The sequence below is a fragment of the Undibacterium sp. Dicai25W genome (genome assembly GCF_049340505.1).
GTDB classification, from domain to species: Bacteria; Pseudomonadota; Gammaproteobacteria; order Burkholderiales; family Burkholderiaceae_D; genus Undibacterium; species Undibacterium jejuense.
Genome location: NZ_JBMPOQ010000002.1, coordinates 178,699 through 201,733, shown reverse-complemented (window position 1 = coordinate 201,733; position 23,035 = coordinate 178,699). Strand labels below are relative to the sequence as shown.

Below are 23,035 nucleotides of genomic sequence, written 5' to 3'. Positions count from 1 at the left end.
ATGAGATAAATAATATGAATGATGAATGCAGTTGAAGTGCTACGGGATTCCTTGTTAGTGAGTGAAGGTTTGTCGCAAAAATGACTTTATTAGCAAAGCGTATCGGCTTGCAACTGCACCCAAATTTTTTTCAAAATTCTCCCTCACACCATAAAAGCATATTGTAATACTCCTGATACAAGTCGATGCATTCTGAATATGACAAATGGTTTTTTGCAAGGCTATGATTCTCAGTTTGGTCAAATTTTAGCGGTGAAGATGATGGCAGAGACAAGAATATTCAATGTCAACCGCCTTTCTTAATGACCGTTAATGGTAGCACTGCACCGATCAATAAATGATGGAATTTGATGTTCATTATCGCAGTTCGGCGCATGATCAAAATGACTTCTTAAAATTTGTTTAAAGGAATTGCCATGAGCAAACTCGTAAAATGCCTGATCCCTTTTGCACTCGTTGTTGGGTTGTCCCCTTTTGTGTCGATGGCGCAAATGGTACCTGGTAAACATCCAGCTTATTTACATGCACTGACTGATTTGCGCACAGCACGCTGGTTTCTGTATCACCAAGCGGGCGACGCTAAAGTTTATGCAGGCGAAGATAAAGGCATTAATGAAATTGATGCTGCGATCAATGAAATCAAACGCGCATCCATTGATGACGGTAAGAACCTCAATGATCATCCTGGTGTCGACGTGAAAGAACACGGCAGCCGTTTATTGAAAGCAATCGAAACGCTGAAAAAAGCACATGCTGATATCGACAAAGAAGAAGATAATCCGGATGCACGTGAATTGCGTCATCGTTCTCTAGAGCACATTGATCGGGCAATTAAGGCTGCTGAATCTGCGCATGCAGAATGGTTGAAGGAAAAGAAATAAACTTTGCATCATAAAAAAAGCCGTGCAGTCAGCATTGTCTGATTGCACGGCTTTTTGAATTTCAGGCAGATTTAATGCGCTTCTTCCCAGTTTGTGCCGACGCCGACTTCAGCCAATAACGGCACATTTAATTGAGCGACATTGGCCATCAGTTCTGGCAATTTTTTCTTGACTAGTTCGAGTTCAGATTCAGGTACTTCGAGTACCAATTCATCGTGAACTTGCATAATCATTTTAGATTGCAAGTGATCCGCTTCCAGCCAATTTTGTACCGCAATCATTGCCAGTTTAATTAAATCGGCAGCTGTACCTTGCATAGGCGCGTTAATCGCTGCACGCTCCGCACCCTGACGGCGTGGACCATTTGGGCTATTGATTTCTGCCAGCCACAGACGGCGACCAAATACAGTCTCGACGTAGCCATGTGCCTTGGCTTTGGTGCGTGTATCAGCCATATATTGCGCGACGCCTGGATAACGTTGGAAATATTTGTCGATATAGTTTTGCGCAGCACTGCGTTCTATACCAAGATTCCCCGCTAGTCCAAATGCACTCATGCCATAGATCAGGCCAAAGTTAATGACCTTGGCGTAGCGGCGTTGTTCGCTGGTCACTTCTGGTAACGATACACCGAAAATTTCTGATGCCGTTGCCTTGTGTACGTCTTCGCCATCAGCAAACGCTTTGAGCAAACTCGCATCACCAGAAATATGCGCCATGATACGCAATTCAATTTGCGAATAGTCGGCAGAGATAATCACATTGCCAGGAGCGGCTACAAACGCTTCACGGATGCGGCGACCCTCCGCTGTGCGGACTGGAATATTTTGTAAGTTCGGATCATTCGAAGCCAATCGACCGGTTACTGCAACGGCTTGCGCATAATTGGTATGAACACGGCCTGTGCTGGTGTTGACCATCTTAGGCAACTTATCGGTATAGGTCGATTTGAGTTTTGCCAAACCGCGATATTCTAGTAGCACTTTAGGTAAGGGATAATCTTCAGCCAGTTTTTGCAATACTTCTTCATCGGTTGATGGCGCACCGGAAGGCGTTTTTTTGACGACCGGCAGACCAAGTTTTCCAAAGAAAATTTCACCTAACTGCTTTGGGGAATTTAGATTGAACGGCTGTTCTGCGAGTTCATAGGCTTTGTTTTCCAGCTCTAACAAGCGTTTGCCAATTTCGTTCGATTGCGTCGCCAGCAGGTCTTTGTTGATTAGCACGCCATTACGTTCAATTTTTTGCAGAACGATAGACGTTGGCAATTCGATGTCGTGGTAAACGCGCTGCAGGTTTGCGTCAGGCTCTATCTCTGGCCACATCGCCAAATGCAATTGCAGCGTGATGTCAGCATCTTCGGCGGCGTAGGCGGTAGCGCGTTCCAGATCAACCTGATCAAAGCATATTTGCGCAGCGCCTTTGCCGCACACTTCTTCAAAGCTGATGGTCTTTTTGCCGAGATGACGTAAAGCCAGACTATCCATATCATGCGATTTATGCGACTCAAATACATAGGATTCCAGCAAGGTATCGTGTTTGATACCACGCAAATGTACACCTTGATTCGCAAAAATATGCGTATCGTATTTCAGATTTTGACCGACCTTTGCTTTGCTATCATCTTCCAGCCATGGCTTGAGTTTTTCTAACACTAATGCCTTCGATAGCTGTGTTGGACAGTCACCGTAATTATGTGCGACGGGGATGTAGCAAGCGTGTCCGACTTCACAACACAGTGAGATGCCAACCAGTTGTGCTGTCATTGGTTCTAATGAGGTGGTTTCCGTATCCACGGCGGTTAAACTGGCGGCGTTGATGCGATGAATCCATTCATCCAATGCCGCTTCGGTCAACACGGTTTCATAGTTTTTAATAACGACTTTCGCTTCGCTTTGATTAGCGTTTGCGTCTTCATTAAATAAACCCGCTTGTGCTGGCGTATTACCCGAAGAGGCAGATGCAGATCCAGAGCTAAGTGGCGTTGCACCAGCTGTGGCGTCGCCGGATAATTCACGTAACCAGGTTTTAAAACCATAGCGCGTGAAGAAAGCGAGCATTGCTTCTTTGCTTTCTGCTTGCGATACCAGACTCGCTTGTATCGATTGATAATGTGCGGCAAGGTCGCAATCTGTTTTTACTGTAATCAATTCACGACCGCGTGGTAACCATTCAAGTGCCGCACGAAGGTTATCACCGACCACGCCTTTGATTTTGTCAGCGTTCGCGATCACACCATCTAAGCTATCGAACTCTGTCAGCCATTTGACCGCCGTTTTGGGGCCGCACTTTGTCACGCCCGGGACGTTATCGACGGTGTCGCCAATCAGGGTCAAATAGTCGATGATGCGGTTCGGTGGTACGCCAAATTTTGCCAAGACACCAGGCTCATCCATTTTTTCATTGGTCATGGTGTTTATTAACATGACTTGTGAATTGACCAGTTGCGCCAGATCTTTATCACCTGTTGATACCACGGTATTCATACCGAGTTTGCTGGCTTCTACCGCCAGTGTGCCGATCACGTCATCGGCTTCTACACCTTCGACCATCAGAATTGGCCAACCCATGGCTTTGACGACTTCATGGATAGGTTCAATTTGCAGTCGCAGATCGTCAGGCATCGGTGCTCGTTGTGCTTTGTATTCCGGATATAAATCGTCGCGGAATGTTTTGCCTTTTGCATCAAATACGCACGCCATGTATGCTGCCGGATAGTCGCTACGCAGGCGGCGTAACATATTGATCATGCCGTAAATGGCACCAGTGGGTTCGCCTTGCGGGTTGCGCAGATCAGGCATAGCATGAAAAGCACGGTACAAATAGCTGGAACCATCAACTAACAACAGGGTATTTTGCATATGAACGAGAACAGAAAAAATGTGACTAGGTTGCGCCAGATTATTGACAAAGATAAGGCAACTGCCTTAAAAGCGCGTGAATCATGGCATATGTTCACGATTATGGCAGAGTTTATCGACTCTACCGAGCGCCTTTCAAATATTGGTCCTGCGGTGACGATTTTCGGATCAGCCAGAATCAAGCCGGATGACCCGTATTATCAAAGTTGTGTCGATTTATCGCGCCGCTTGTCCGATGAAGGGTTTGCAGTGGTATCTGGAGGCGGCCCTGGCATTATGGAGGCGGCTAATAAAGGTGCCTATGAGGGTAAATCGGCCTCTGTAGGTCTCAATATTGAATTGCCACATGAGCAAAAAAGCAATCCCTGGCAAAACATCAGCCTGACTTTCCGTCATTTCTTTGCACGTAAAGTCGCCTTTGTAAAATACGCTGATGCCTACGTGGTTTATCCCGGCGGTTTTGGCACCATGGACGAGGTCAGTGAAGTCTTGACCTTGATGCAGACGGGAAAAACCCGGCGCATTCCGGTGATATTGATTGGGACAAGCTTTTGGGGTGGTTTGCTCGAATGGATTAAAGTGCAGATGGCAGGTAATGGCATGATTGCGCCAGAAGACCTGAATCTGGTGCAATTAATTGATGAACCCGCCAATATTGTCGACGCGATTTATGCGTTTTATGAAGAGCGTAATATCGAACCTTCCGAAGAAGAACGACACCGCATGCTGTATTTGTAATTTTTATATAGTCATTGTCGCATTGGCTCGGAAACAAAAAATGGCAGAGATCACTCTGCCATTTTTGTAGTGGCTTATGCCAGAAAAACTAATATCAAACCGATTGCCGCCGGAACACTCTGTATGAACAAAATCTTGCGGCTGGCGGTCGCAGCGCCATAAACGCCAGCGATAAACACGCAAGACAGGAAAAAAATTTTTACATCTTGACCAGCCGCACCCAACAGCAAACCCCAGAACAATCCGGCCGCTAAAAAGCCATTATATAAGCCTTGGTTTGCAGCTAGTACTTTTGTCGCCGCTGCAGACTCTTTGGTTTGCCGAAATGCACGCAATCCTGCTGGTTTTTCCCACAAAAACATTTCCAATACCAGAATGTACACATGTAAAACTGCGATGAGTGCGACAACTATATTTGTAACTACTTGCATAGCAATCCTTCTGAGGCCATAAGTGCTGGTGGACAATCAATCTAGCTGGGTTTTATCTAATCGATGTAATTAACGCGGGAAAATTTTGCCTTGAAATCGTCCGGCATTGCTACGACTTTGCCAGCCTGATAGTCAAAGAAAACAAAACCCGATTTTGCCATCGCGACTAAGGTCTGGTTGGCGGGGCGAGAGATGCGGAAAATAATATCGCCGCCATATTTATTAAAATCCATCATTCCGACTTCAAATAGCAATTGATCACGCGCATGCGCCTCGGCCTTATAAGTCGTTGCCAGATCAGTCACGATAATACCAATACCTTCTTGTGCGGTTTCGCGAATACCAAATTCAAACAAAAATCGTGCCCGAGCTTCCGAAATCATAGAAATCATTGAATCATTGCCGAGATGATTTGCGCCGTTGATATCGGTCACCCGAACTGTCAGGGGTGTGGAAAAGTAGTACTGGTCTTCAGGAAATTCTAATTGCAGGCGTGCCATAAAAACTTTTTAAAAAATATGCATAAGCCGTGATTGTAACTGGCTTTGAAGAGGCAAAAGGGAATTTCGTTATGTATGTTTTTTGCTAATTACATGTGTTTCCTAGATGTCGAAGGTCAAATTAGCCTGATCGGAAATATTTTTTAAAGCAAGTTATTTATTAAATATTCCTTATAAATAGATTTAACAATTGTTGAAATGTTGCTCCTTGTAAATACGAAATAAACGAATAGTATGAAAAAAGCGAAGCGAGGTACGTCATGAAAAGCGACCTGAAAATTGCTCCAGATGCTGAAACAATATCGACCCGTGATGCCGCTGAAGTTCTCAAGGTCAGCATCAGAGCCGTGCAAATGTGGGTGGCGCAAGGTCGCCTTCATGCCTGGAAAACTCCTGGAGGTCATCGGCGGATATTCAAGAGTTCTGTCGATGCGATGTGTACCGCGCGCTTTCCCTTTGTGGATGCTGGAGAGACATTTGATATTTTGGTTGTGGATGATCAGCCTTTGCATACAAGTCTGACTGACTTTTACGCCAGCATGCCCGGCGCTCCCATCAAAGTTTTATCAATTAAAAATTCTCTCGAAAGCCTGATACGAATAGGTGAAGCACCACCACATTTGTTGATTACCGATGTCGTGATGCCACATGTGGATGGTTTTCAATTTTTAGCGACATTGAGTAAACACTCTTGGTCTGAAACGATAAGGATCATCGTCACAACCAGATTATCGAAACAAGAAATGGATGACTTGGGTGGACTACCTTCAGTAATCGAATGCTACAAAAAACCGGTTGTGTTGCCTCAGCTATTAAAAGCGATCAGTAAGCATGTAGAAACATGGAAAATGTGCAGGAGCAAATCATGAATGCCCAGATGAAAATTTTCTTTGATGCTTTAAGCGATGGGGTTGCCATTGTGAACAAAGAAGGCATCGTGCAATACGTCAATGATCCAGGAAATACCGTATTTTCTGCCAAAATCGGTATGCCTTTTCCTGATCCACGGATAGTCAAAGGTGTACGCGATTTAGCAGCAGGATTTGGTAAAGCACCCTTGAGTGTCCCACTGCCAACACAATTGGGTAGTCCCGCTGGCTGCATCGCCAAACTGATGCCGTTACCAATAGCCGATCAGTATGCAATCGTGACACACATTCAGACTGAAAAACAATTTTATGAAATGACCTTAAAAAATTTCTACGAATTCATCAGGATTGATTTGGCACGACCAATTCATCAGTTCGCTCAACAACTGGATTTTTTTTCAGAAGAGGATAGTTCGCCTGAAATGCAAGGTCTGGTAGAAAATGGCAAAGCGATTTCAGAACGCTTGCAAAGAATCGAAATGTTGGCAGAACTATTTGGAACTTCACCTTTGGTTGATCAGGAACGTTTGCTTTTTGAAACCATGATTACAAGCGCTTTGAATGCCGAGAATAAGCAGTTGGAATCGCGTGGTCTGGAAATCTATTTAGATGGTCTTGATGCTGAATTACCTCCTGTGTATGGAAGTAGCATCTGGCTTACGCGGGCTTTACGCGAGTTGATCAACAATGCGGCGCGTCATGCATTACCAAAATCGCGGTTAGAAATCGTCTTGCGTTGTACAGGTACGCACGTCATTCTGAGCCTGCGTAATCATGGGCAATTTGCCAGTAAATCGCTGTTACAGAAAAAATTATTTGTGCCTTTTAATCAGGTTGAAGAATACGTTAAAGATAAAAAAGCCAGCGGTTCTAAACCAGGTGGTACACCAGCAAAAGGCCCTGGTTTAGGTCTGCCGATTTGCCAGCAAATTCTACATTTACATGGCGGTCGCATGACAGTAGTAGAAGGCGACGGTGATGACATCATCGAATTTAATCTGGAATTAGCAACCGGTGCGCCAGTTAATGATACGCAAGTCCTGGATGCGCAGCAGGCGCAACGCTATGCCCATGATATGGTCGCTTTAATGCAGCGCATGCAATCAGTAAGAGTGGCGCAAGCGGTCGAAAAAAAATGAGATCAATTATTGAATGCAAGTCTTTGTTGTAGGTCATCGTTGTAGGTTGTTGTGTAGCGGAGGCGAAAATGAAAACCAAACGCATACTGATCGTTGAAGATCAGGCAGATATCCGGAAATTAATTCGTATGACACTCGATTTTGGTGACTATGAATTACACGAGGCCGATAACGGTGATAGTGGCTATAACCTGGCATTGACGGTTGCACCGCACATCATTTTGTTAGACGTTATGATGCCCGGCAGTATGGATGGTTTGCAGGTTTGTGAAAAACTGAAGAAGAATCCAGAATACTTGCATACAAAAATCATTATGCTGACCGCCAGAGGTCAGCAATCGGATATTGATACTGGTCTCAAAGTCGGCGCTAATTCTTACATGATCAAGCCATTTAGTCCGCTCGAATTGATGGATACCATAGACCGCTATTTTGTTGAAATTGAAGCTAGTGGAGTCATAGCATGAAACCACCAATTTTAGTTGTCGACGATCAGTCGGATGCGCGGCAAATGGTACGTATGGTGATGGAAATCGAACGTTATCCTGTGATTGAAGCAGGTAATGGCGAGCGAGCGCTGGCGCTGGCACATGAGCACAAACCAGCATGTTTAATTATGGATCTGCGCATGCCGGGCATTGTCGATGGATTTGCGCTTTGCCAGGCGATTAAAGGCGATCCTGATTTGTGCCGCACGCCTATCATCATTTTGAGTGCATTTTTTCAGAAAGACGAAAAAACGCTTGGGTTCCAATTTGGCGCAGATGCTTTTTTTGAAAAGCCTTTTAACTTCTATCAGTTGATTGATGAAGTCGATCGCGTCATTTCCCGCCGTGCACAACTGCCCGTTGAAATGAATCATGGTTGAACAACGTTTTATGGATGTCTTTTTTAATGCTAATGCCATGCTCGCTACATTCTAAGTTTCATTAGATGTGCCCACAATGGGTAGGAGAAAATCATGAACCAGCAGCAACCACAAGTCCACGTTCGCCCATCGCGTCATCCGATTTTCCGGTTTATCCGAAAAGAATGGTTGGGTTGCCTGATACTGGTGGCGGGTTTGAGCATCTCCTATGCGATATGGAGTATCAGTATCCGTAATCACGAGGATATAGAAAAAGCGCGATTTATCAGCACAGGCGAACTCATCAGTACGTCTTTAGCGCGGCGCATGAATAGCAACGAACAAATCCTGCGTGGTGGCGCTGCCTTGTTTAACATGAATAATAATACCTCACGTGAACAATGGCGCACTTATGTCTCTAGCTTACGTCTTGATGAAACTTCACCTGGCATACAAGGGGTTGGTTTTATTTTACGCGTAGCGGACAAAGATAAGGCTGAGCATACGGCAAAGATACGCGCTGAGGGTTATCCTGAATACACAATTCATCCACTTGGGCAGCATAGCGATTATCTGACTGTGGTTTATATCGAACCATTTTGGGGGCGCAATTTGCATGCGTTTGGCTACGATTTGACTTCAGAAACGGTGAGAAGGACTGCGCTAGATTTGGCGCGAGATTCTGGTGAGCCTTCGTTGACCGGGCGGGTTAAATTAGTGCAGGAAGGTAAAGAAGGAAATCAAGCCGGATTTTTGATGTTTCTGCCTGTTTATACACACGACCTGCCCAGAGGATCTGTTGAGGAGCGTCGTGAATTCTTATTCGGTTATGTCTATATTCCTTTCCGCGCCGAAGACATGATGCGTAACGTTTTAGTGAATGTGGATCCAACAGTGGGGGTTGAAGTATTTGACGGTAAAGACTTAGACGAAAAAAATATGCTATTTGCTAATGCGCCAATGAATCAATTTGATAATGCGCATTATGTCAGCATTCGTGAAATGGAATTTGAAGGTAAGGTCTGGACCTTGCGCTTTGCCAGCCTCCCAGCATTTCAAGCCTTATCGAACAATATGATTAGCCACATGATCTTTGCCGCAGGTGTGTTGGTAACCTTTTTGTTGACCTTCGTCGTCACCAATCTTGCTGCGACACGTAATCGCGCCTTTGGCATGGCAAAGGAAATGACAACCCAATTGAGCCATAGTGAAAATGCCTTAAGAGCAGTTCTTGACTCCGCTGCTGATGGTATTTTGCGTGTCGATGGCAATGGCAGGGTGAAATCAGTAAACATGGCTGCTGAGCATATATTTGGTTTGTCTTCTGATATTCAGTCTGATTTTCCGCTGGAACAAATTATTGACGGAATGGATGTCAATAAGTTGACAGAGGTATTAAATAGCTATGGCAATGCTGGCAGTGCGATGCGTAGCGCCAGATTTGAGTCTTTTGGTATTCGATCATCTGGTGATCAATTTCCATTGGCAGTTTCATTAAGTCAATTTAATCAAAATGATGAAGTGAATTATTCCTTGATGGTCAGGGACATTAGTGACGACAAAATGGCAGAAGCGATTTTGCAATTGCGTTTAAAAGCGATAGAAGCTGCAAATAACGGTATTGCGATCGCAGATATGACGATGCCTAGTCAGCCTATCATTTATACCAATCCTGCTTTTGAACGAATTACTGGATACACCGCAAGTGAAATGCTAGGTATGAATTGCCGTCTCCTGCAAGCGGATGACCGTTTTCAACTTGAAATTGCGGAACTCTCGCAAGCCATTAAGGAAGGTCGTGAATGCAAAGTGCTGCTACGTAATTATCGCAAAGACGGTAGTTTGTTTTGGAACGACTTATCTATCGCACCCGTTGTCGATAACGAGGGACGCATCACGCATTATGTCAGTAGCCAGAACGACGTCACTGATCGCGTGTTAGCAGAGGAGAATTTACGCATCAGATCAATGCGTCTTGATGCCATTTGCACTTTGAGTCCGGACGGTGTCGTTGCTTTTGATGCCAATGGAAAACTCACCAACGTCAATCCGGCATTTTTAGAAATGACAGGATTTAGCAATATCCAATTATCAAACTTAAGCATGCAGGAGTTTGATCAATTGATGGAGGCATTGTGTGATCCTGCACATGCTTACGTCTCAGCACATGATGAAAATATGATGAATCTGGTACTCGATTCTGATGATGACCTGGTACAGGCGAGGCAGCAAATGGTGTATCTGTCGACACCGCAGACCAGGATATTAATCCGCTCTATACGTGTGGTTGCAGCGGGTTCTCTGGAACAGGTTATTTACTTCCGCGATGTAACACGCGAAACCGAAATTGATCGCATTAAGAGCGAGTTTCTATCGACTGCAGCGCATGAGTTACGTACACCCATGGCGAGTATTTTCGGTTTTTCCGAACTATTATTACGTCGTAAATATGATGAAGTAACGCAAAAAGACTTGCTTGGAACAATTAACCGTCAGGCTGGCATCATGATTAATCTGATCAATGAACTACTGGATCTGGCTCGGATAGAAGCACGCGCAGGCAAGGATTTTAAATTTACGGTACAGCCAATCGCTCCGATTGTTGAAAATGCCGTAGCCGCCTTGTTGGTCAATAACGATCCACGCCGCGTCAATGTCACTATCAGCGAAAATTTACCTAAGGTGAATGTGGATGCTGAAAAAATTGGCCAGTCCTTGATGAACGTATTAAGCAACGCGTATAAGTATTCACCAAACGGCGGCAATATTGATCTTCGTATATTGAGTGAAGAGCATGATGAGGTGAATGAAATCGGCATACGCGTTAGTGATCAGGGCATAGGTCTTACGCCAGCGCAGTTGTCACGTTTGTTTGAACGTTTCTTCCGTGCTGACCCATCCGGCAATATTCCCGGCACGGGTCTTGGTATGTGCATCGTCAAAGAGATTATTGAACTGCACGGAGGTAGGGTGGATGTTCAAAGTGAAAAAGACATCGGTACTACCGTCACGCTATGGTTACCAACGGTCAGAGAGAAAGAGTTGCTAGAGGCATAATCGTAGCTTACTTTTCTTGGCTGATGGCTCAAAACAATTGTGGATGGCGGCAGGGAATAATCCCTGCCGTTTTTAGATTTTGATCGCCATCCCAACTGACCGCGGCGCCGTGTGCTTAAAACCAAACTGTGCATACAAATCCTGTGCTTTTCCATCAGCGATCAGACTGACATACGCGCTGGAGGGGACTTCATCTTCAATAAATCGCATGATTTCTTGCATGATGATTTTCCCCAGACCTTTGCCCTGATGCTCAGGTAATACCGCAATATCCACCACCTGATAAAAACATCCCCCATCACCAATGATGCGCCCCATACCGATCGTCGTGCGCTGATGGATGATCTGCACAGCAAATAAACTATTGATTAAGCCGCGACCCGCCGCTTCGATAGTTTTTGCACTCAAGCCACTACCGCTGCGCAAGCGGCAATAATCTTCAATGCTAGGTGTTGATAATGCAGTGCTGTAGCCGGGCGGTAGTGTGATACGCATGCTCTAAAAAGGTAGTCAGAAATAAAAGGCAATGTTATCTTATTTTTAAACAATCAGTTTTATCTTATAGAAAGTATTTAGCAATGCTCCCCGAAGATGATTGTCTGGCTTCAGTTAAATTGTTCAATAAATTTGCAGAACGCTATGCAGAAAAATATTTTGACCTTGAGCAATATGATCGTTTCTATACGATGTTCGCTGCGCAGTTGCCGCATGCTGCGTGGGTGATTGATATTGCTTGTGGTCCGGGTAATGTGTCTGCTTACCTGCTAAGACATCGTCCTGATTTATCGTTGACTGGCGTAGATCTGGCGCCGAAAATGATAGACATTGCGCGGCAGCGCGTGCCGGCGGGACAATTTTTTGTCGGAGATTGTCGTCGTTTACATGAGCTTGCAACAGACTGTGATGGGGCGGTGTTTGCATTTGGATTGAGCTATCTGAATCAGACTGATGCGGAGCAATTTTTTACTTCGTTGAATCGCGTATTAAATGCGGACGCAGTATTGTTATTGAGCACAATTTCAGCCTCTGAGAGTTCTTCACGTTATGAGCGATCAAGTAGTGGTGATGAATTGTTGACGGTGTATCGTACTCCACAAGAAATTAGCGATATGCTGGTGAGCTACGGTTTTGAAGTACAGTTTGTTGAGTTAGTGGTGAGTCCGGCAAATGCGCCGTTTCCAACACAGGATGTGGTATTGATCGCCAAAAAGCTGGTACAACAGATTTAATTTCCACCAAAATATCGATCATTTTTAATATTTTGTCAGCTTTTACCTTGGCGTTCATCATAGCGGTCTCAGGCTAAGGCGCTGATTTGGTTCAGGTTTTGGCTATCGTGCGCTGGCTCTGTTAAAATACGGCCTTTACGGAACTGAAATACCATCGAAAGCCGCTTTGTCAAAAGCGGGCGTAAAAAAAGGGCGAAAAAAGCAGATTGCCGGATCATTGCCTGATTGATGTTTTTTAACGCCGTTCGATGTTGTTCAATTGTTCCAAATCTTCCTCTTTTGCTAAGTTCCCGTATGTCTGATTCCAAACCTGCTGATAGCGGCAAGCCGCTGTTTTATGACCCTACTGAGCGCCGTATTCGTAGCTTTGTGACCCGCGCCGGACGCTTGTCTGATGCGCAGGCGCGAGCGATCGAGACGCTTGGACCGCGTTTTTGTATTCCTTACCAAAAGGCGTTGCTCGATGTTGATGCGACGTTTGGACGTACCGCACCAACTGTATTTGAGATTGGTTTTGGTATGGGCGAAACCAGCGCCAAAATCTCGGCCAGCATGCCCGACAAAAATTTTATCGGCGTTGAAGTACACACGCCAGGTGTCGGTAGCTTACTCAAGCTGACCGAAGAAATGGGCTTGCAAAATCAACGCATTATTCAACACGATGCGTTTGAAGTGTTGACCAATATGATCGCGCCCTTGTCACTGCATGGCGTTCACGTTTTCTTCCCAGATCCATGGCACAAAGCGCGCCACAACAAGCGCCGCTTGATTCAGGGGCCATTGGTACAATTGCTGGCATCGCGTCTGGCACCTGGTGGCTATCTGCATTGCGCAACAGATTGGGAAGATTATGCTGTGCAAATGCTGGAAGTATTAAGCGCTGAGCCAACATTAAAAAATACCGCTGCAGGTTATGCGCCACGTCCGGATTATCGTCCAGTAACCAAATTTGAAAACCGTGGATTGCGGCTCGGTCATGGTGTGTGGGATTTAGTGTTCGAAAAAATCTAGTTTTGTAGTCTTACCTGCATAAGGCGGGTGTAACCATCAACTCCGATCAAATGTACAGCCCGCGCGGGCTGTACCTGCCCTACAAACTCACTGCTCTTGCGCCAAAGCTTCGTCAATAATTACCTTCTCTTTTCCCAGCGCAGAATGACTACGTTTGGATTTGAGTATAGGGTAAAACAATTCCGCCAGCCAGTTTTCTTTGCCATATAGCAGATCATCTTGTAAGCCAACTTTGGGTGGGTAACGCCGTGTGATCAATGCTGTCCCAAACAAAATATCCCAGAAAAATAAGAAATTTCCATAGTTGCCGCGGTAATGACCGATGCCATCATCCATGGTTAGCGCGTGGTGTGCGTAGTGCGTTGCCGGTGTTGAAATTGTACGTTCGACCAGCCACATCACATGCCTCATGACAGGCATTTCATACAATGGCTTATCCCAGGGGTTGGCGCTGTGCGCACCGATAATGACTGCTAGTTTAAGGATCACGTAGACTACATATACGTCGCCAAATCCAAGATAAATTAAGATAGACGAAATCCATATTCCAGGCATCGCAGCGTAATAGAAAAAGTTATTTCTATACACGACACGGATGCTCATATAGGCCGCCGAGTGATGCGCGCGATGGAATGGCCACATCCACGACGTGTGTGAGAGACGATGCCACCAGTATTGCGTCAAATCGTCTGCCACCAGCAGGATCAAAAACATGCTCCATGCTGGTAAATAGCTATACGCATTATGTTGCGATGGGAAGAAATGCATCCCCAAAAAATTCACCGCCACCACAATGCCTGGCTGTATCAGCGTGAGCAACAGAAGTAGCATCGCACTGTCAATTTTCCAGTCGTCTTTTGAGGCGCCAAGTTTGCTAAAACGGCCGCTGACCACCTCTACTAGCCCAAAGCCAAGATAGATCGCCGTAATGGCGATGAGTTGAATCGGGTTCATGAAAAGTCTCCAAATAGTTGGACAAACAGGTTTGTCCTGTTGTTTTCGCTCTCTGATGTAGCGTTAAGCCCCATTCTTCTCTTGTATTTGCTATTCGTCCAATGCATTATTTTATGATCTTTAATGAGTAAAAATCATTATTACGATATTTTTGATGACCTGCCGTTCAGGTCAGGCACATACCAGAAAAGGCAGGGGGCAGTTATGGATCTCCGGAAACTTCGACACGCCGTGGTCTTATCGGAAGAATTGAACTTTGCGCGGGCAGCGCAAAAAGTCAATCTGACGCAATCTGCCCTCAGCCGCAGTATACAAAGCCTGGAAGACGAACTTGATGGCAAGTTATTCGACCGCACTTTACATGGGGTTAGCATCACGCCTATCGGGTTACGGGTGGTAAAGCGTGCGAAAGAATTGCTGATCGACGCTAACAATCTACGCCATGAAGTCACACTCATGCAGAACCACGAAATGGGTGACATCCATTTTGGGGTTGGGCCATTGCCCGGTGCGACTTTTTTACCACCGGTGTTGGCACAGCTATTGAATGACTATCCTAAGCTACGTACGGAAGTGAATATCAATAACTGGAACGCCTTGCTGAGCCAACTATACGATGAGCAATTAGAGTTTTTTATTGCGGATGTACATAATCTGACCGAGGACAAAAAAATTACCGTGCAAAGGTTTTCGCGTCAATACGGTGGTTTTTTTTGTCGGCGCGAGCATCCGTTGGTGGGAAAAGCATTCAACAATAAACAGGAGGTTTTTGAATATCCTTTGGTCTCAGTGCGCTTACCTGAGAGCGTCAACAATGAATTGCATAAATATTTTGAATTGGCAGCCGATCAGAAATTTGAACTCTCTTTGACATGCGATAACCCAACCTTGCTGCACTACGTTTGCTTACACAGCGATAGCATTTTATTGAGTACCTATCCCGTCGTTCAGACAGAAATTGAGCGCGGTACCATGTGTGAATTAACCATGCCAGACCAAATTGAGGTGTATGCAGAAATGGGTATTGTGACGCTGGCAGGCAGGAGCTTATCACCTGCCGCCAGTTGGTTGATTGAGAAGATCCGTCAATACATAGAAAAACGCAAAAGTGACAATTGATATCAAGTGTATTAAGAGCGATGCAGTCAGCGTAGAAAAGAAAACTACCCGTATTTAGTTAACGCTTTGAACACTCTTCAAACTGATCATTGATGCACTTGTCGCTTTAAATGTTTAAACGTCTTTGTGCTTAATCACATGATTTAAATTTCTTTTGTTTGCATTCAATTGCTAACTTGTCAGCTTGAGCAACAGCTTGCGGTGGCAATTGAGAAGAAAGCTGATCGCGTCTTTGGATTGCTTGTGCGTCACCGGACATAGATGCCAATTTGAACCACATCAATGCCTTTGTATCGTCTTTTGCCAGACCTTTACCAATCCGGTATAACACACCCAAATTCGTCTGAGCAGTCGAAAAGCCCTGTTCTGCTGATAATTTAATTAGCTTACCTGCTTCGGTAAAATCTTGGGTAACACCTTGGGCATTAATATACATCATGCCCAAATCGGACTGCGCAGGTGCATATCCCTGTAATACTGAACGTTGATACCATTTGACAGCTTCTGAATAATCCTGCTTGACGCCAAGTCCGTTGCGGTACATAAAGCCAACCTGAAATTGCGCGGTTCCAAGTCCCTGATCTGCCGCCATCTTATGCCATTTCATTGCTTCGGAGTAGTCTTGGGGTGTGCCCAGACCTCGTTCATACATCAGTCCCAGATTGTCTTGCGCTTCGGGCATTCCTTGTGTCGCCGCCAGTCGATATAACTTCAAGGCTTCTGCATAATTTTGTTTGACACCCAAACCATTTTCATTCATCAGTCCGAGATTGTATTCTGCGTTTGCGTCCCCTTGATTCGATGACAGGGTGTACCAGCGAAAAGCCTCGGTATAGTCCTGCTTAACGCCTAAGCCACGTGCGTACATCATGCCCAAGTATGCTTGGGCATTCGCATCTCCCTTGTTGGCAATGGGCTGAATGATTTTTAATGCGCCAGAGTAGTCGCCTTTTTTGATCAATGCCATCGCATCTTCGTTTGAATCAGCAAAGCTCAGCTGAGAGATAGACAATGCCATTAAGAGGGATATGTTAAGTAATATTTTCATTTTTTGTTTCACTTTCAGTGTGGGCTTCCATGGAAGCAAATTGTGAGAGTGTTCGTGGTTGGATAACAAGAATGCCATGGAGATCAGGTAATAGACCAACCAATGCAATTGTGCGAGAGAAATATTACCTGAGGGGCAATTGTCATGTACATTAAATTGACGTGGAAGACAGAAAACAGTTGTTTTCAAGCATGATATGGTGGATTGTAAGATAGAATTTCTTATAGGCTCTTATAGGCTCAACACAAGGTATAAAACTACTTCAACAAAATACGAGCAATTACTATCCCTTTTTGCTAAGTAATTTAACTTTTTTTGCCAAAAATTGTTTTTCCGGTTTTTTGCATTTGACAATCAATTAACTTGAAGTTGGAATAAATCATGATGCTATTCTCCAGGCACCACCGTTCGAATTTGTTGCTATCTGGTTTGCTGCTATTTCTACTCGTGATTTTTCAACCCGAATCCCGAAGTGCAGAATCGGATGATTCAGTGGCGGAACTCCATATTGGTGCGCAAACTATTCGTTTCGTCTCGCCGCCTGGTTTTGTTGATGTGTCGCGCCGTAACGCCAAACTATGGGCACATGCGAAGATAATGGATAATGCTGATATCCTCACGTTGGCACATTTGGTCACTGAAAAGGATTTGGAAACCTACGACAAAACGCAGGTTGAGATGTTTGAATCATGGCTCTTGGTACTGACACCCCTGAGTCATTTGGATCGCGTTGCGACGCAAGCACAATTTGATAACTTAAGAATCAAGCTCGTAGCGATGCAAGTCAATCTAAAACAAAGCGTGGAGCCACAACTTTCAGCTGAGACCAATCGGATATCTAAAGCTTTATCAAAGATTGAGAGTAAGCAAGTGGGGTTTGGTATTGGGCAGGTTGTGCCAATTTCGGTTGATCGTAATGATACTCAGGGACTGATTTATTCAACAAAGGTACAAGTTAATTTCTCTACCGAAACGTCCAATACCGCGCAGTATAACGTGTCTACCTCAGCATATTGTTTTATTAAAGGAAAGCTGGTTATTTTGGGGGCGTTCCGTGGCTATTATTCGGATAAGGATATTAAAGACAATCAGGAGTTAATGATGGCGTGGGTAAAATCTCTGTTGTCAGCAAACGGTGGCTGATAATCCTGACTCATGCGATTATGATGACTCATTGCTGACTATCTGTAGATGAGCGTAGGTCTTTCTGATTTGCTTCCGACTCGAATCCTTTCAATCATCGATGTATTTCCAGGTATCCGCGCCATCAAAATAGCGTATGTTCACCGCCGCTTGTAGTAGCAAGGAAAAGTTATTCAAATTCACTCCATGCCGGGCACCTGGTTCACCGTTGATCGGTTCCCAGTGGGTTACGCAGCCACAGGTTTTGCAGCGAATTGTTCTGAGTGTCTTATCGCCGCAAATGTATTCCGTTGTATGTTCCGGATGTCCGGATATGACTACTGCGCCAAATGGATAGTACGCCCACAAACCGCCTAGCCGCCGGCATAGTGAACAGTTACATTTGATGCCGGTATCTGGCATTGATGGCAGTGTCAGGCGTACCGCCCCGCAGTGACAAGAACCATGCAGGTCTATCGGGTTTGAGCTTTCCGTTATCACGCTAAGGTTCCTTGTATTCAATTGGAAATTTATGTGGAAATTTGTGCGATTTGTTTAGGTAAATATTTTACTTAATATTACGGCAATAAAGTGTATCAAAGGCGAATAATCCTTGCATTGAAAGGTAAAACGCTACGCCATCTATACTGCCGTATTGTAATATCTATATGCATGACCTTTTGTTGAGCAATAAATGGTGACTGAATATATTGTTTATTTCGTCGTGATTAGTAGCGTACTTTTCAAAGCGATTTTTTATCTTTAATGTTAGTAAGCATATGCCGTTTAAGCTGAAGCTCCTTTTGATCTCGCTATTCGTTCAAGTCTTCGGATTGAGTGAGATTCAAGCTGCTCCAACCGACGAGCCGGTGACGATATTATTTAGTGAAGAATTAAACGAAAAGGGTGAGCAAATTCCTATCCCTGTCCGTACTAAAAAAGTGTTCACGTATATTGAAAAAAATATCGGTCATAAAGTTGTTTTCAAACAGTATCCATGGGCCAGAGCATTAAATATGGCGGAAGAAGGTAGAGGCGTCATCTGGGGTATATCTCAAAATGAGGAGCGACTAAAAAAATTCAGGTTTTCTTTGCCGGTATATTCAGACCGTGTTTTACTTGTTACCAAGTGTAAGGATAAAGCAAATTATTCTTCAATTAACGATCTGAAAGGCAAGATGATAGGTTTAGTCAGAGGAACAATTTATGGGAATGAATTAGATCGAATGCGGAATGTTTTTTACTATACCGACTTTGACAATAACCGTATCGAATCAAGGCTGCAGAAGCTCATGTATGGGCGAGTTGATGCACTGTTCTTTTACAGCGGAAGCTATAGTAATGCCGAGGTTGAAAAGAATTTAAATAGCGTTTCAATGAAGCTAACACCTGATCAGGCGAGCAACGCAGAAAAATTATTTTGTGTGAACGATAAAGATTTCGCAACCTTGAATGTCTACTTCGCAACCAAGTTAGATGCAGACAATTCTGTCATTGATAGAATTAACGAAGTGATTTTAAAAATGAAAAAAGAGCCGTGGTTCGTGGCACGTAAGCTAAATAAGTAAATACGTAAATAACTAAAGTATTGCAGTTTTACTCGTCAACCGAGGTGCAGGGCACGGTGCTCCAACATCGGAATCGCGGTCAGCCGAAATGCAATAAAAGCCATGACTAACGTTAAACCCATGTGTATTAACGCAGCCCTGATATCCGGCAAAAGCTCATCTGTGATGTCATGTGATAGCGTATCAAGATCGGGGCCTAGATATTCAATCGCTTTCTTTCCATAGATAGGCAAACGGCATAATTCGTTTTCTATTTCTTCACTGATCGTTTGCTTGACGATTAAAAACAGGCTGCGAAACTTAAACCATTGGCGTAACTTTGGCCATGATCTCAGCACAATTGACGCGGAGTAGATCGCAACGAAGGCGTAAGCAAGATAAAACGGTATAGCTGATTGAAAAAAATAAACCAGCATGATTGAGCTCAATAAAAGTGCATTTTGCCAAAGGATGGCGTTGATCACTGAGCGATGGGTTTCAAATAAAAACTTATAAGCACCTAATCTTGCCTGACCACGGATGTATTCGCCAATGAATGATTCGGGAATTTTTTGAGCCGCATCAAACATGCTACCAATGATTCGCGGTTTGACGATGGCGATCGCCGATTTACCATAGGCTATAATTTTATTTTTCAAGTCTTTTGTATTCATTTCGCCTTTTACGGTTGGGGCAACGCTATTGTTCTTAATATTGCTCAAAACGAACGTCGATACTACCTAATTCTGCAAATTGCAATGATATGTTCTTGTTGATTGGAACGACGGGGCTACCTGCGAAAGAACCAGTGATAATTGCCTGACCAGCTTTGAGGCCGGCTCCTTGTTGACGCAGGTATTCTACCAGCCAGAATAAAGGTTCGATGGGGGAGACGGCTGGATGTATCCCATCAAATTCTTGTTGTACAGCGTTTTTAACGCTCAGTCTGATGGTCATTTTCTGTGCCTGTTCTGCGTCATACAGATGAATTTTGGGACCCAGAAATAAGCCCTGATTAAACAGGCCATCAGCCAAATGTTCAGTAAAGCTTGTCAATGCAGGTTCAGCGTAACGGCAGCCAATGATTTCTAATGCCAATTGCGCGTGTGAAATGGCTGGACGTATATCGTCTGCAACATACGGCGTTATGCGCGGTGGCAAATCTGTGGCGAGAACGAAGGCCATTTCCGGTTCTATCTTAACAAGATTTTTATCATAGACTTTGCAGATATTGCTTAACTTTTGTTGAAAGACTGTCTGCGCAAAAATTGGCGCAATCACAATTCTGTCTTCACTTGGCATACCGCATTTCCACCCAGCGATGTCGTCTTGCATTTGGCTGGCGAGCAAAGCTTGAATCTGCATCGCGTCCGCTACATTGTTGGGGCGTAAATCAAATGGAAGTTGTGCGCCGCTTTCGCCACGTAAACGACGTTGCGCTAAGATTTTTGCTGCATCCAAAAAACGATCCGATTCTGGATTGGTAATCAACGAGGACAAAGCTACGCTTTCAATACAAAGTAGAAGCGCTGAGTGTAATCGGAGACGGCTGAGATGTGAATAGGGGATGTTTTTTTCATTACAGCTAATTTGTTGCTGTATCTGGTGTTGGTTGTCAGCATCAGATACAGTCAACAACGGTGCGTAGTCCTTGCTCAATCTAGCAAAATGGTAGAGGCTGTTTGCTTTTTGCTGGCCTGATTTTGTTGATCAAATGGTGCGACCTTCAGAGGCTTCATCACGTTTTCCAGACTCGCAATACTTAAAGGTTCAATGAAGCCTTTGATATTAGCTTTTTGAGCAGCAACATCTGAGGGTGAAAGCTTTAAAAGAGCATTTTTAAAATTCCCCTCCAATTCCTTGCTGACGTGGGGCAGTGCTAATACGTAATGCTCAGGGTATAGCTCGGTCGAATGTTGTAACGGGAACGTCGTGTCTTTACGCTCGGCTAACACTGCGTACTCATCAGGCTGAATTTTTCCTTCTATGGTCATGCTTTCTAGCACGCCGCTACGAATGAAGGCAGCGCTGACTTTGCCAGATTTAAGGATATGCAAAGCCTCGTCCTGTGTGTCTGCCATTACAACGCCATATTGACGATGTGGGTACAGACTTTTTTCAGCCATCAGATGTACTTGAAATAAATAACCACCTGCTGATTGTTGACCAAGAGCGACAACTGCTTTTTGATTCAAGTCTTCAATTTTTTTAATCTCACCGCCTTTTCTAACGACGATCACGCCACCGAATAAAGGCCCATGTTGCCCATTTAAAGAAGCTAGAATTTTTGCATGTTGTTTGTATTTAAGAAGCATTGTTTCATTGGGATTTGCCAGCACAAAATCAACGCTATTTTCGGCGATATGTTGGTAGACATGCGCAATGGGAATAGGCACAATTTCTACCTTGCAGTTCATATTGCTACTCAGATAGCTACCTATTTCTGTCCAGCGCTCTTTGGTGATGGTTGCAGGACGCTGTGACGTGATACCGAAGCGGACAACATTATTTTGCGCCCAGGTATTTTTGCCAAACGTACTTAGTATCATTCCAGATGCTGCACATAAACTATTGAGTATGAAACTACGTCTGTCTTTCATCAGATTCTCCTTCAGAGAATGAAATAGCTGCCACACGATTTGTCCTTGCCATGAACCTGCGCTTTGCCTGAATTGGATCGAAGCCTGATGGGCGCCTTGCCTGACCTCTTGACCATAGATCTGTAGAGCAGAATTACTCACCAGAAAAAATGCATGCTTATTTTTTAATTTACAGGCTGATCTGCTTGGGGTCAGATCAGTCAATTGCGTACACACAACTTACTGTAAGTATTAATAAATAAACATGCTTTTATTATATTAGGTGGTCAAATTGTAAAATTCAAGGGCGTATTTCAAAAACTGATAAAACAATGAGAACATCAGCGCTAAAGCACCATGTCGCATAGTGATACGGAAGAAAGCCTGGATACAGGTCAGTTCTGGCGTATGCCTTGCTGCTGCCGCCAGGTCTTTAAAAGACTGGCTCGTGATTTTGGGAAACGTTCCTTTGCGGAATGTAAACTTTGAATTCTATCCGTGCGGAAATGTCTGAAATCCTGGCGCAATTCACACCAGGCAACAACCATCCTGACTTGTTCAAAAAATGCCAGTGCGCAAGGCCAGACCACACGCTTGCTTAGCGTGCCATTTTCATCCTGATAGTCCAGGGTGAGTTTGTATTCATTGCGGATTGCAAAGCGGATATCACGTAACAACGCATCGTTGCCCTGATTATCAAATCGTGGGCCCACCAGCAAACCGGCGGTTTCTAATTCACGCTTTTCAGCCACAGGCAACACCGCCGCAATTTTAGCTAGCGCATCGCGGGCGGCTTCTGCCAGCTTCTCGTCGCCACGTTCCACCACCCAACGCGAACCGAGCACGATAGCTTCAATCTCTTCAGCAGAAAACATCAACGGCGGCAAAGTAAAGCCATCTTGCAATACGTAGCCGATACCTGCTTCCCCCGCAATCTTTGCCCCTTGCGCTTGCAAGCTCGCGATGTCGCGATACACGCTACGTACGCTGATTCCCAACTCCTGTGACAACGTTACCGCCGTCACAGGATAGTGGTAGCGACGTAGCATTTGCATCAATTGCAGAAGACGTTCAGAGCGTGACATGGTTTGATTTTGCTTTCT

Annotated in this window: 23 protein-coding genes; 12 read left to right on the top strand and 11 right to left on the bottom strand. The window is 44.5% G+C overall.

The window, feature by feature from the left end; all coding sequences use genetic code 11:
* The first annotated feature begins 416 nt into the window (after nucleotides 1-416).
* Nucleotides 417-881: a hypothetical protein gene (locus tag ACO0KY_RS03960; protein WP_423044462.1), complete on the top strand. Its 465-nt coding sequence runs from the start codon at nucleotides 417-419 to the stop codon at nucleotides 879-881.
* 71 nt (nucleotides 882-952) lie between these two features.
* Here ACO0KY_RS03960 and polA read toward each other — a convergent pair whose 3' ends face one another.
* The gene (gene polA / locus ACO0KY_RS03955) at nucleotides 953-3,742 is read right to left on the bottom strand and encodes a DNA polymerase I (protein WP_423044460.1); all 2,790 of its coding nucleotides are present in this window, start codon (nucleotides 3,740-3,742) and stop codon (nucleotides 953-955) included.
* Between polA and ACO0KY_RS03950 the strand changes: the two genes are divergently transcribed.
* Nucleotides 3,743-4,480, top strand: coding sequence for a TIGR00730 family Rossman fold protein (locus ACO0KY_RS03950; RefSeq protein ID WP_423044458.1), 738 nt, complete (start codon nucleotides 3,743-3,745; stop codon nucleotides 4,478-4,480).
* Between the two features lie 74 nt (nucleotides 4,481-4,554).
* Here the strand turns inward: ACO0KY_RS03950 and ACO0KY_RS03945 are convergent, their stop codons facing one another.
* Together ACO0KY_RS03945 and ACO0KY_RS03940 are read right to left on the bottom strand one after the other, a co-directional pair.
* Nucleotides 4,555-4,911, bottom strand: a complete 357-nt coding sequence (locus ACO0KY_RS03945) for a DUF1304 domain-containing protein (RefSeq protein WP_423044456.1) — start codon at nucleotides 4,909-4,911, stop codon at nucleotides 4,555-4,557.
* 56 nt (nucleotides 4,912-4,967) lie between these two features.
* Complete coding sequence (locus tag ACO0KY_RS03940) at nucleotides 4,968-5,411, bottom strand: thioesterase family protein (RefSeq protein WP_186911417.1); 444 nt, start codon at nucleotides 5,409-5,411, stop codon at nucleotides 4,968-4,970.
* Between the two features lie 260 nt (nucleotides 5,412-5,671).
* Here ACO0KY_RS03940 and ACO0KY_RS03935 point away from each other — a divergent pair, with 260 nt between their 5' ends.
* From ACO0KY_RS03935 to ACO0KY_RS03915, 5 genes are all read left to right on the top strand, one after another.
* Nucleotides 5,672-6,280, top strand: coding sequence for a response regulator (locus tag ACO0KY_RS03935; RefSeq protein WP_423044453.1), 609 nt, complete (start codon nucleotides 5,672-5,674; stop codon nucleotides 6,278-6,280).
* The gene (locus tag ACO0KY_RS03930) at nucleotides 6,277-7,419 is read left to right on the top strand and encodes a sensor histidine kinase (RefSeq protein ID WP_423044451.1); all 1,143 of its coding nucleotides are present in this window, start codon (nucleotides 6,277-6,279) and stop codon (nucleotides 7,417-7,419) included. Before ACO0KY_RS03935 ends, ACO0KY_RS03930 begins: the two co-directional genes overlap by 4 nt.
* Nucleotides 7,420-7,487: 68 nt before the next feature.
* Complete coding sequence (locus ACO0KY_RS03925) at nucleotides 7,488-7,886, top strand: response regulator transcription factor (protein WP_423044449.1); 399 nt, start codon at nucleotides 7,488-7,490, stop codon at nucleotides 7,884-7,886.
* Nucleotides 7,883-8,287, top strand: a complete 405-nt coding sequence (locus ACO0KY_RS03920; RefSeq protein ID WP_423044447.1) for a response regulator — start codon at nucleotides 7,883-7,885, stop codon at nucleotides 8,285-8,287. Before ACO0KY_RS03925 ends, ACO0KY_RS03920 begins: the two co-directional genes overlap by 4 nt.
* 93 nt (nucleotides 8,288-8,380) lie before the next feature.
* Nucleotides 8,381-11,323 (top strand): CHASE domain-containing protein, encoded by a 2,943-nt coding sequence (locus ACO0KY_RS03915; RefSeq protein ID WP_423044445.1) that lies wholly within the window; start codon nucleotides 8,381-8,383, stop codon nucleotides 11,321-11,323.
* Nucleotides 11,324-11,395: 72 nt separating this feature from the next.
* On the opposite strand, the gene ACO0KY_RS03910 is transcribed toward ACO0KY_RS03915, so the two are convergent.
* On the bottom strand, nucleotides 11,396-11,818 hold the full coding sequence (locus tag ACO0KY_RS03910; protein WP_423044443.1) for a GNAT family N-acetyltransferase: 423 nt from the start codon (nucleotides 11,816-11,818) through the stop codon (nucleotides 11,396-11,398).
* 83 nt (nucleotides 11,819-11,901) lie between these two features.
* Here ACO0KY_RS03910 and ACO0KY_RS03905 point away from each other — a divergent pair, with 83 nt between their 5' ends.
* Both ACO0KY_RS03905 and trmB read left to right on the top strand, forming a co-directional pair.
* A complete protein-coding gene (locus ACO0KY_RS03905; protein WP_423044441.1) occupies nucleotides 11,902-12,552 on the top strand; it encodes a class I SAM-dependent methyltransferase in 651 nt (216 codons plus the stop codon).
* 294 nt (nucleotides 12,553-12,846) lie between these two features.
* On the top strand, nucleotides 12,847-13,563 hold the full coding sequence (gene trmB, locus ACO0KY_RS03900) for a tRNA (guanosine(46)-N7)-methyltransferase TrmB (protein ID WP_423044439.1): 717 nt from the start codon (nucleotides 12,847-12,849) through the stop codon (nucleotides 13,561-13,563).
* An 87-nt stretch (nucleotides 13,564-13,650) separates the two neighbouring features.
* Here the strand turns inward: trmB and ACO0KY_RS03895 are convergent, their stop codons facing one another.
* On the bottom strand, nucleotides 13,651-14,517 hold the full coding sequence (locus ACO0KY_RS03895) for a sterol desaturase family protein (RefSeq protein WP_423044437.1): 867 nt from the start codon (nucleotides 14,515-14,517) through the stop codon (nucleotides 13,651-13,653).
* Nucleotides 14,518-14,721: 204 nt separating this feature from the next.
* Here ACO0KY_RS03895 and ACO0KY_RS03890 point away from each other — a divergent pair, with 204 nt between their 5' ends.
* On the top strand, nucleotides 14,722-15,636 hold the full coding sequence (locus ACO0KY_RS03890) for a LysR family transcriptional regulator (RefSeq protein ID WP_423044435.1): 915 nt from the start codon (nucleotides 14,722-14,724) through the stop codon (nucleotides 15,634-15,636).
* Between the two features lie 130 nt (nucleotides 15,637-15,766).
* Here the strand turns inward: ACO0KY_RS03890 and ACO0KY_RS03885 are convergent, their stop codons facing one another.
* Nucleotides 15,767-16,684 (bottom strand): SEL1-like repeat protein, encoded by a 918-nt coding sequence (locus ACO0KY_RS03885; protein ID WP_423044433.1) that lies wholly within the window; start codon nucleotides 16,682-16,684, stop codon nucleotides 15,767-15,769.
* Nucleotides 16,685-17,065: 381 nt separating this feature from the next.
* Between ACO0KY_RS03885 and ACO0KY_RS03880 the strand changes: the two genes are divergently transcribed.
* Entirely contained in the window at nucleotides 17,066-17,827 is a 762-nt protein-coding gene (locus ACO0KY_RS03880; protein WP_423044430.1) for a hypothetical protein, read from the top strand.
* 90 nt (nucleotides 17,828-17,917) lie between these two features.
* On the opposite strand, the gene ACO0KY_RS03875 is transcribed toward ACO0KY_RS03880, so the two are convergent.
* Nucleotides 17,918-18,307 carry a GFA family protein gene (locus ACO0KY_RS03875; RefSeq protein ID WP_423044428.1) on the bottom strand — a complete coding sequence of 130 codons (390 nt, stop codon included), beginning with the start codon at nucleotides 18,305-18,307 and terminating at the stop codon, nucleotides 17,918-17,920.
* Between the two features lie 278 nt (nucleotides 18,308-18,585).
* On the opposite strand from ACO0KY_RS03875, the gene ACO0KY_RS03870 reads away from it, so the two are divergent.
* Nucleotides 18,586-19,374, top strand: a complete 789-nt coding sequence (locus ACO0KY_RS03870; protein ID WP_423044426.1) for a substrate-binding periplasmic protein — start codon at nucleotides 18,586-18,588, stop codon at nucleotides 19,372-19,374.
* A 35-nt stretch (nucleotides 19,375-19,409) separates the two neighbouring features.
* Here ACO0KY_RS03870 and ACO0KY_RS03865 read toward each other — a convergent pair whose 3' ends face one another.
* From ACO0KY_RS03865 to ACO0KY_RS03850, 4 genes are all read right to left on the bottom strand, one after another.
* Nucleotides 19,410-20,012: a hypothetical protein gene (locus ACO0KY_RS03865; RefSeq protein WP_423044424.1), complete on the bottom strand. Its 603-nt coding sequence runs from the start codon at nucleotides 20,010-20,012 to the stop codon at nucleotides 19,410-19,412.
* Between the two features lie 49 nt (nucleotides 20,013-20,061).
* Entirely contained in the window at nucleotides 20,062-20,853 is a 792-nt protein-coding gene (locus ACO0KY_RS03860) for a fumarylacetoacetate hydrolase family protein (protein WP_423044422.1), read from the bottom strand.
* Nucleotides 20,854-21,008: 155 nt separating this feature from the next.
* A complete protein-coding gene (locus tag ACO0KY_RS03855) occupies nucleotides 21,009-21,953 on the bottom strand; it encodes a phosphate/phosphite/phosphonate ABC transporter substrate-binding protein (protein ID WP_423044420.1) in 945 nt (314 codons plus the stop codon).
* Nucleotides 21,954-22,327: 374 nt separating this feature from the next.
* Entirely contained in the window at nucleotides 22,328-23,017 is a 690-nt protein-coding gene (locus ACO0KY_RS03850) for a helix-turn-helix transcriptional regulator (RefSeq protein WP_423044418.1), read from the bottom strand.
* Nucleotides 23,018-23,035: the final 18 nt, after the last annotated feature.

Excerpts from the sequence above, each read along its gene's own strand:
- ACO0KY_RS03915 (WP_423044445.1), top strand. The coding sequence starts at position 8,381 with ATGAACCAGCAGCAACCACAAGTCCACGTTCGCCCATCGCGTCATCCG.
- ACO0KY_RS03890 (WP_423044435.1), top strand. The coding sequence starts at position 14,722 with ATGGATCTCCGGAAACTTCGACACGCCGTGGTCTTATCGGAAGAATTG.
- ACO0KY_RS03850 (WP_423044418.1), bottom strand. The coding sequence starts at position 23,017 with ATGTCACGCTCTGAACGTCTTCTGCAATTGATGCAAATGCTACGTCGC.
- ACO0KY_RS03870 (WP_423044426.1), top strand. The coding sequence starts at position 18,586 with ATGCCGTTTAAGCTGAAGCTCCTTTTGATCTCGCTATTCGTTCAAGTC.
- ACO0KY_RS03925 (WP_423044449.1), top strand. The coding sequence starts at position 7,488 with ATGAAAACCAAACGCATACTGATCGTTGAAGATCAGGCAGATATCCGG.
- trmB (WP_423044439.1), top strand. The coding sequence starts at position 12,847 with ATGTCTGATTCCAAACCTGCTGATAGCGGCAAGCCGCTGTTTTATGAC.
- ACO0KY_RS03940 (WP_186911417.1), bottom strand. The coding sequence starts at position 5,411 with ATGGCACGCCTGCAATTAGAATTTCCTGAAGACCAGTACTACTTTTCC.
- ACO0KY_RS03895 (WP_423044437.1), bottom strand. The coding sequence starts at position 14,517 with ATGAACCCGATTCAACTCATCGCCATTACGGCGATCTATCTTGGCTTT.
- ACO0KY_RS03910 (WP_423044443.1), bottom strand. The coding sequence starts at position 11,818 with ATGCGTATCACACTACCGCCCGGCTACAGCACTGCATTATCAACACCT.
- ACO0KY_RS03935 (WP_423044453.1), top strand. The coding sequence starts at position 5,672 with ATGAAAAGCGACCTGAAAATTGCTCCAGATGCTGAAACAATATCGACC.
- ACO0KY_RS03885 (WP_423044433.1), bottom strand. The coding sequence starts at position 16,684 with ATGAAAATATTACTTAACATATCCCTCTTAATGGCATTGTCTATCTCT.
- ACO0KY_RS03950 (WP_423044458.1), top strand. The coding sequence starts at position 3,743 with ATGAACGAGAACAGAAAAAATGTGACTAGGTTGCGCCAGATTATTGAC.
- ACO0KY_RS03960 (WP_423044462.1), top strand. The coding sequence starts at position 417 with ATGAGCAAACTCGTAAAATGCCTGATCCCTTTTGCACTCGTTGTTGGG.
- ACO0KY_RS03945 (WP_423044456.1), bottom strand. The coding sequence starts at position 4,911 with ATGCAAGTAGTTACAAATATAGTTGTCGCACTCATCGCAGTTTTACAT.
- ACO0KY_RS03880 (WP_423044430.1), top strand. The coding sequence starts at position 17,066 with ATGATGCTATTCTCCAGGCACCACCGTTCGAATTTGTTGCTATCTGGT.
- ACO0KY_RS03905 (WP_423044441.1), top strand. The coding sequence starts at position 11,902 with ATGCTCCCCGAAGATGATTGTCTGGCTTCAGTTAAATTGTTCAATAAA.
- ACO0KY_RS03920 (WP_423044447.1), top strand. The coding sequence starts at position 7,883 with ATGAAACCACCAATTTTAGTTGTCGACGATCAGTCGGATGCGCGGCAA.
- polA (WP_423044460.1), bottom strand. The coding sequence starts at position 3,742 with ATGCAAAATACCCTGTTGTTAGTTGATGGTTCCAGCTATTTGTACCGT.
- ACO0KY_RS03855 (WP_423044420.1), bottom strand. The coding sequence starts at position 21,953 with ATGAAAGACAGACGTAGTTTCATACTCAATAGTTTATGTGCAGCATCT.
- ACO0KY_RS03930 (WP_423044451.1), top strand. The coding sequence starts at position 6,277 with ATGAATGCCCAGATGAAAATTTTCTTTGATGCTTTAAGCGATGGGGTT.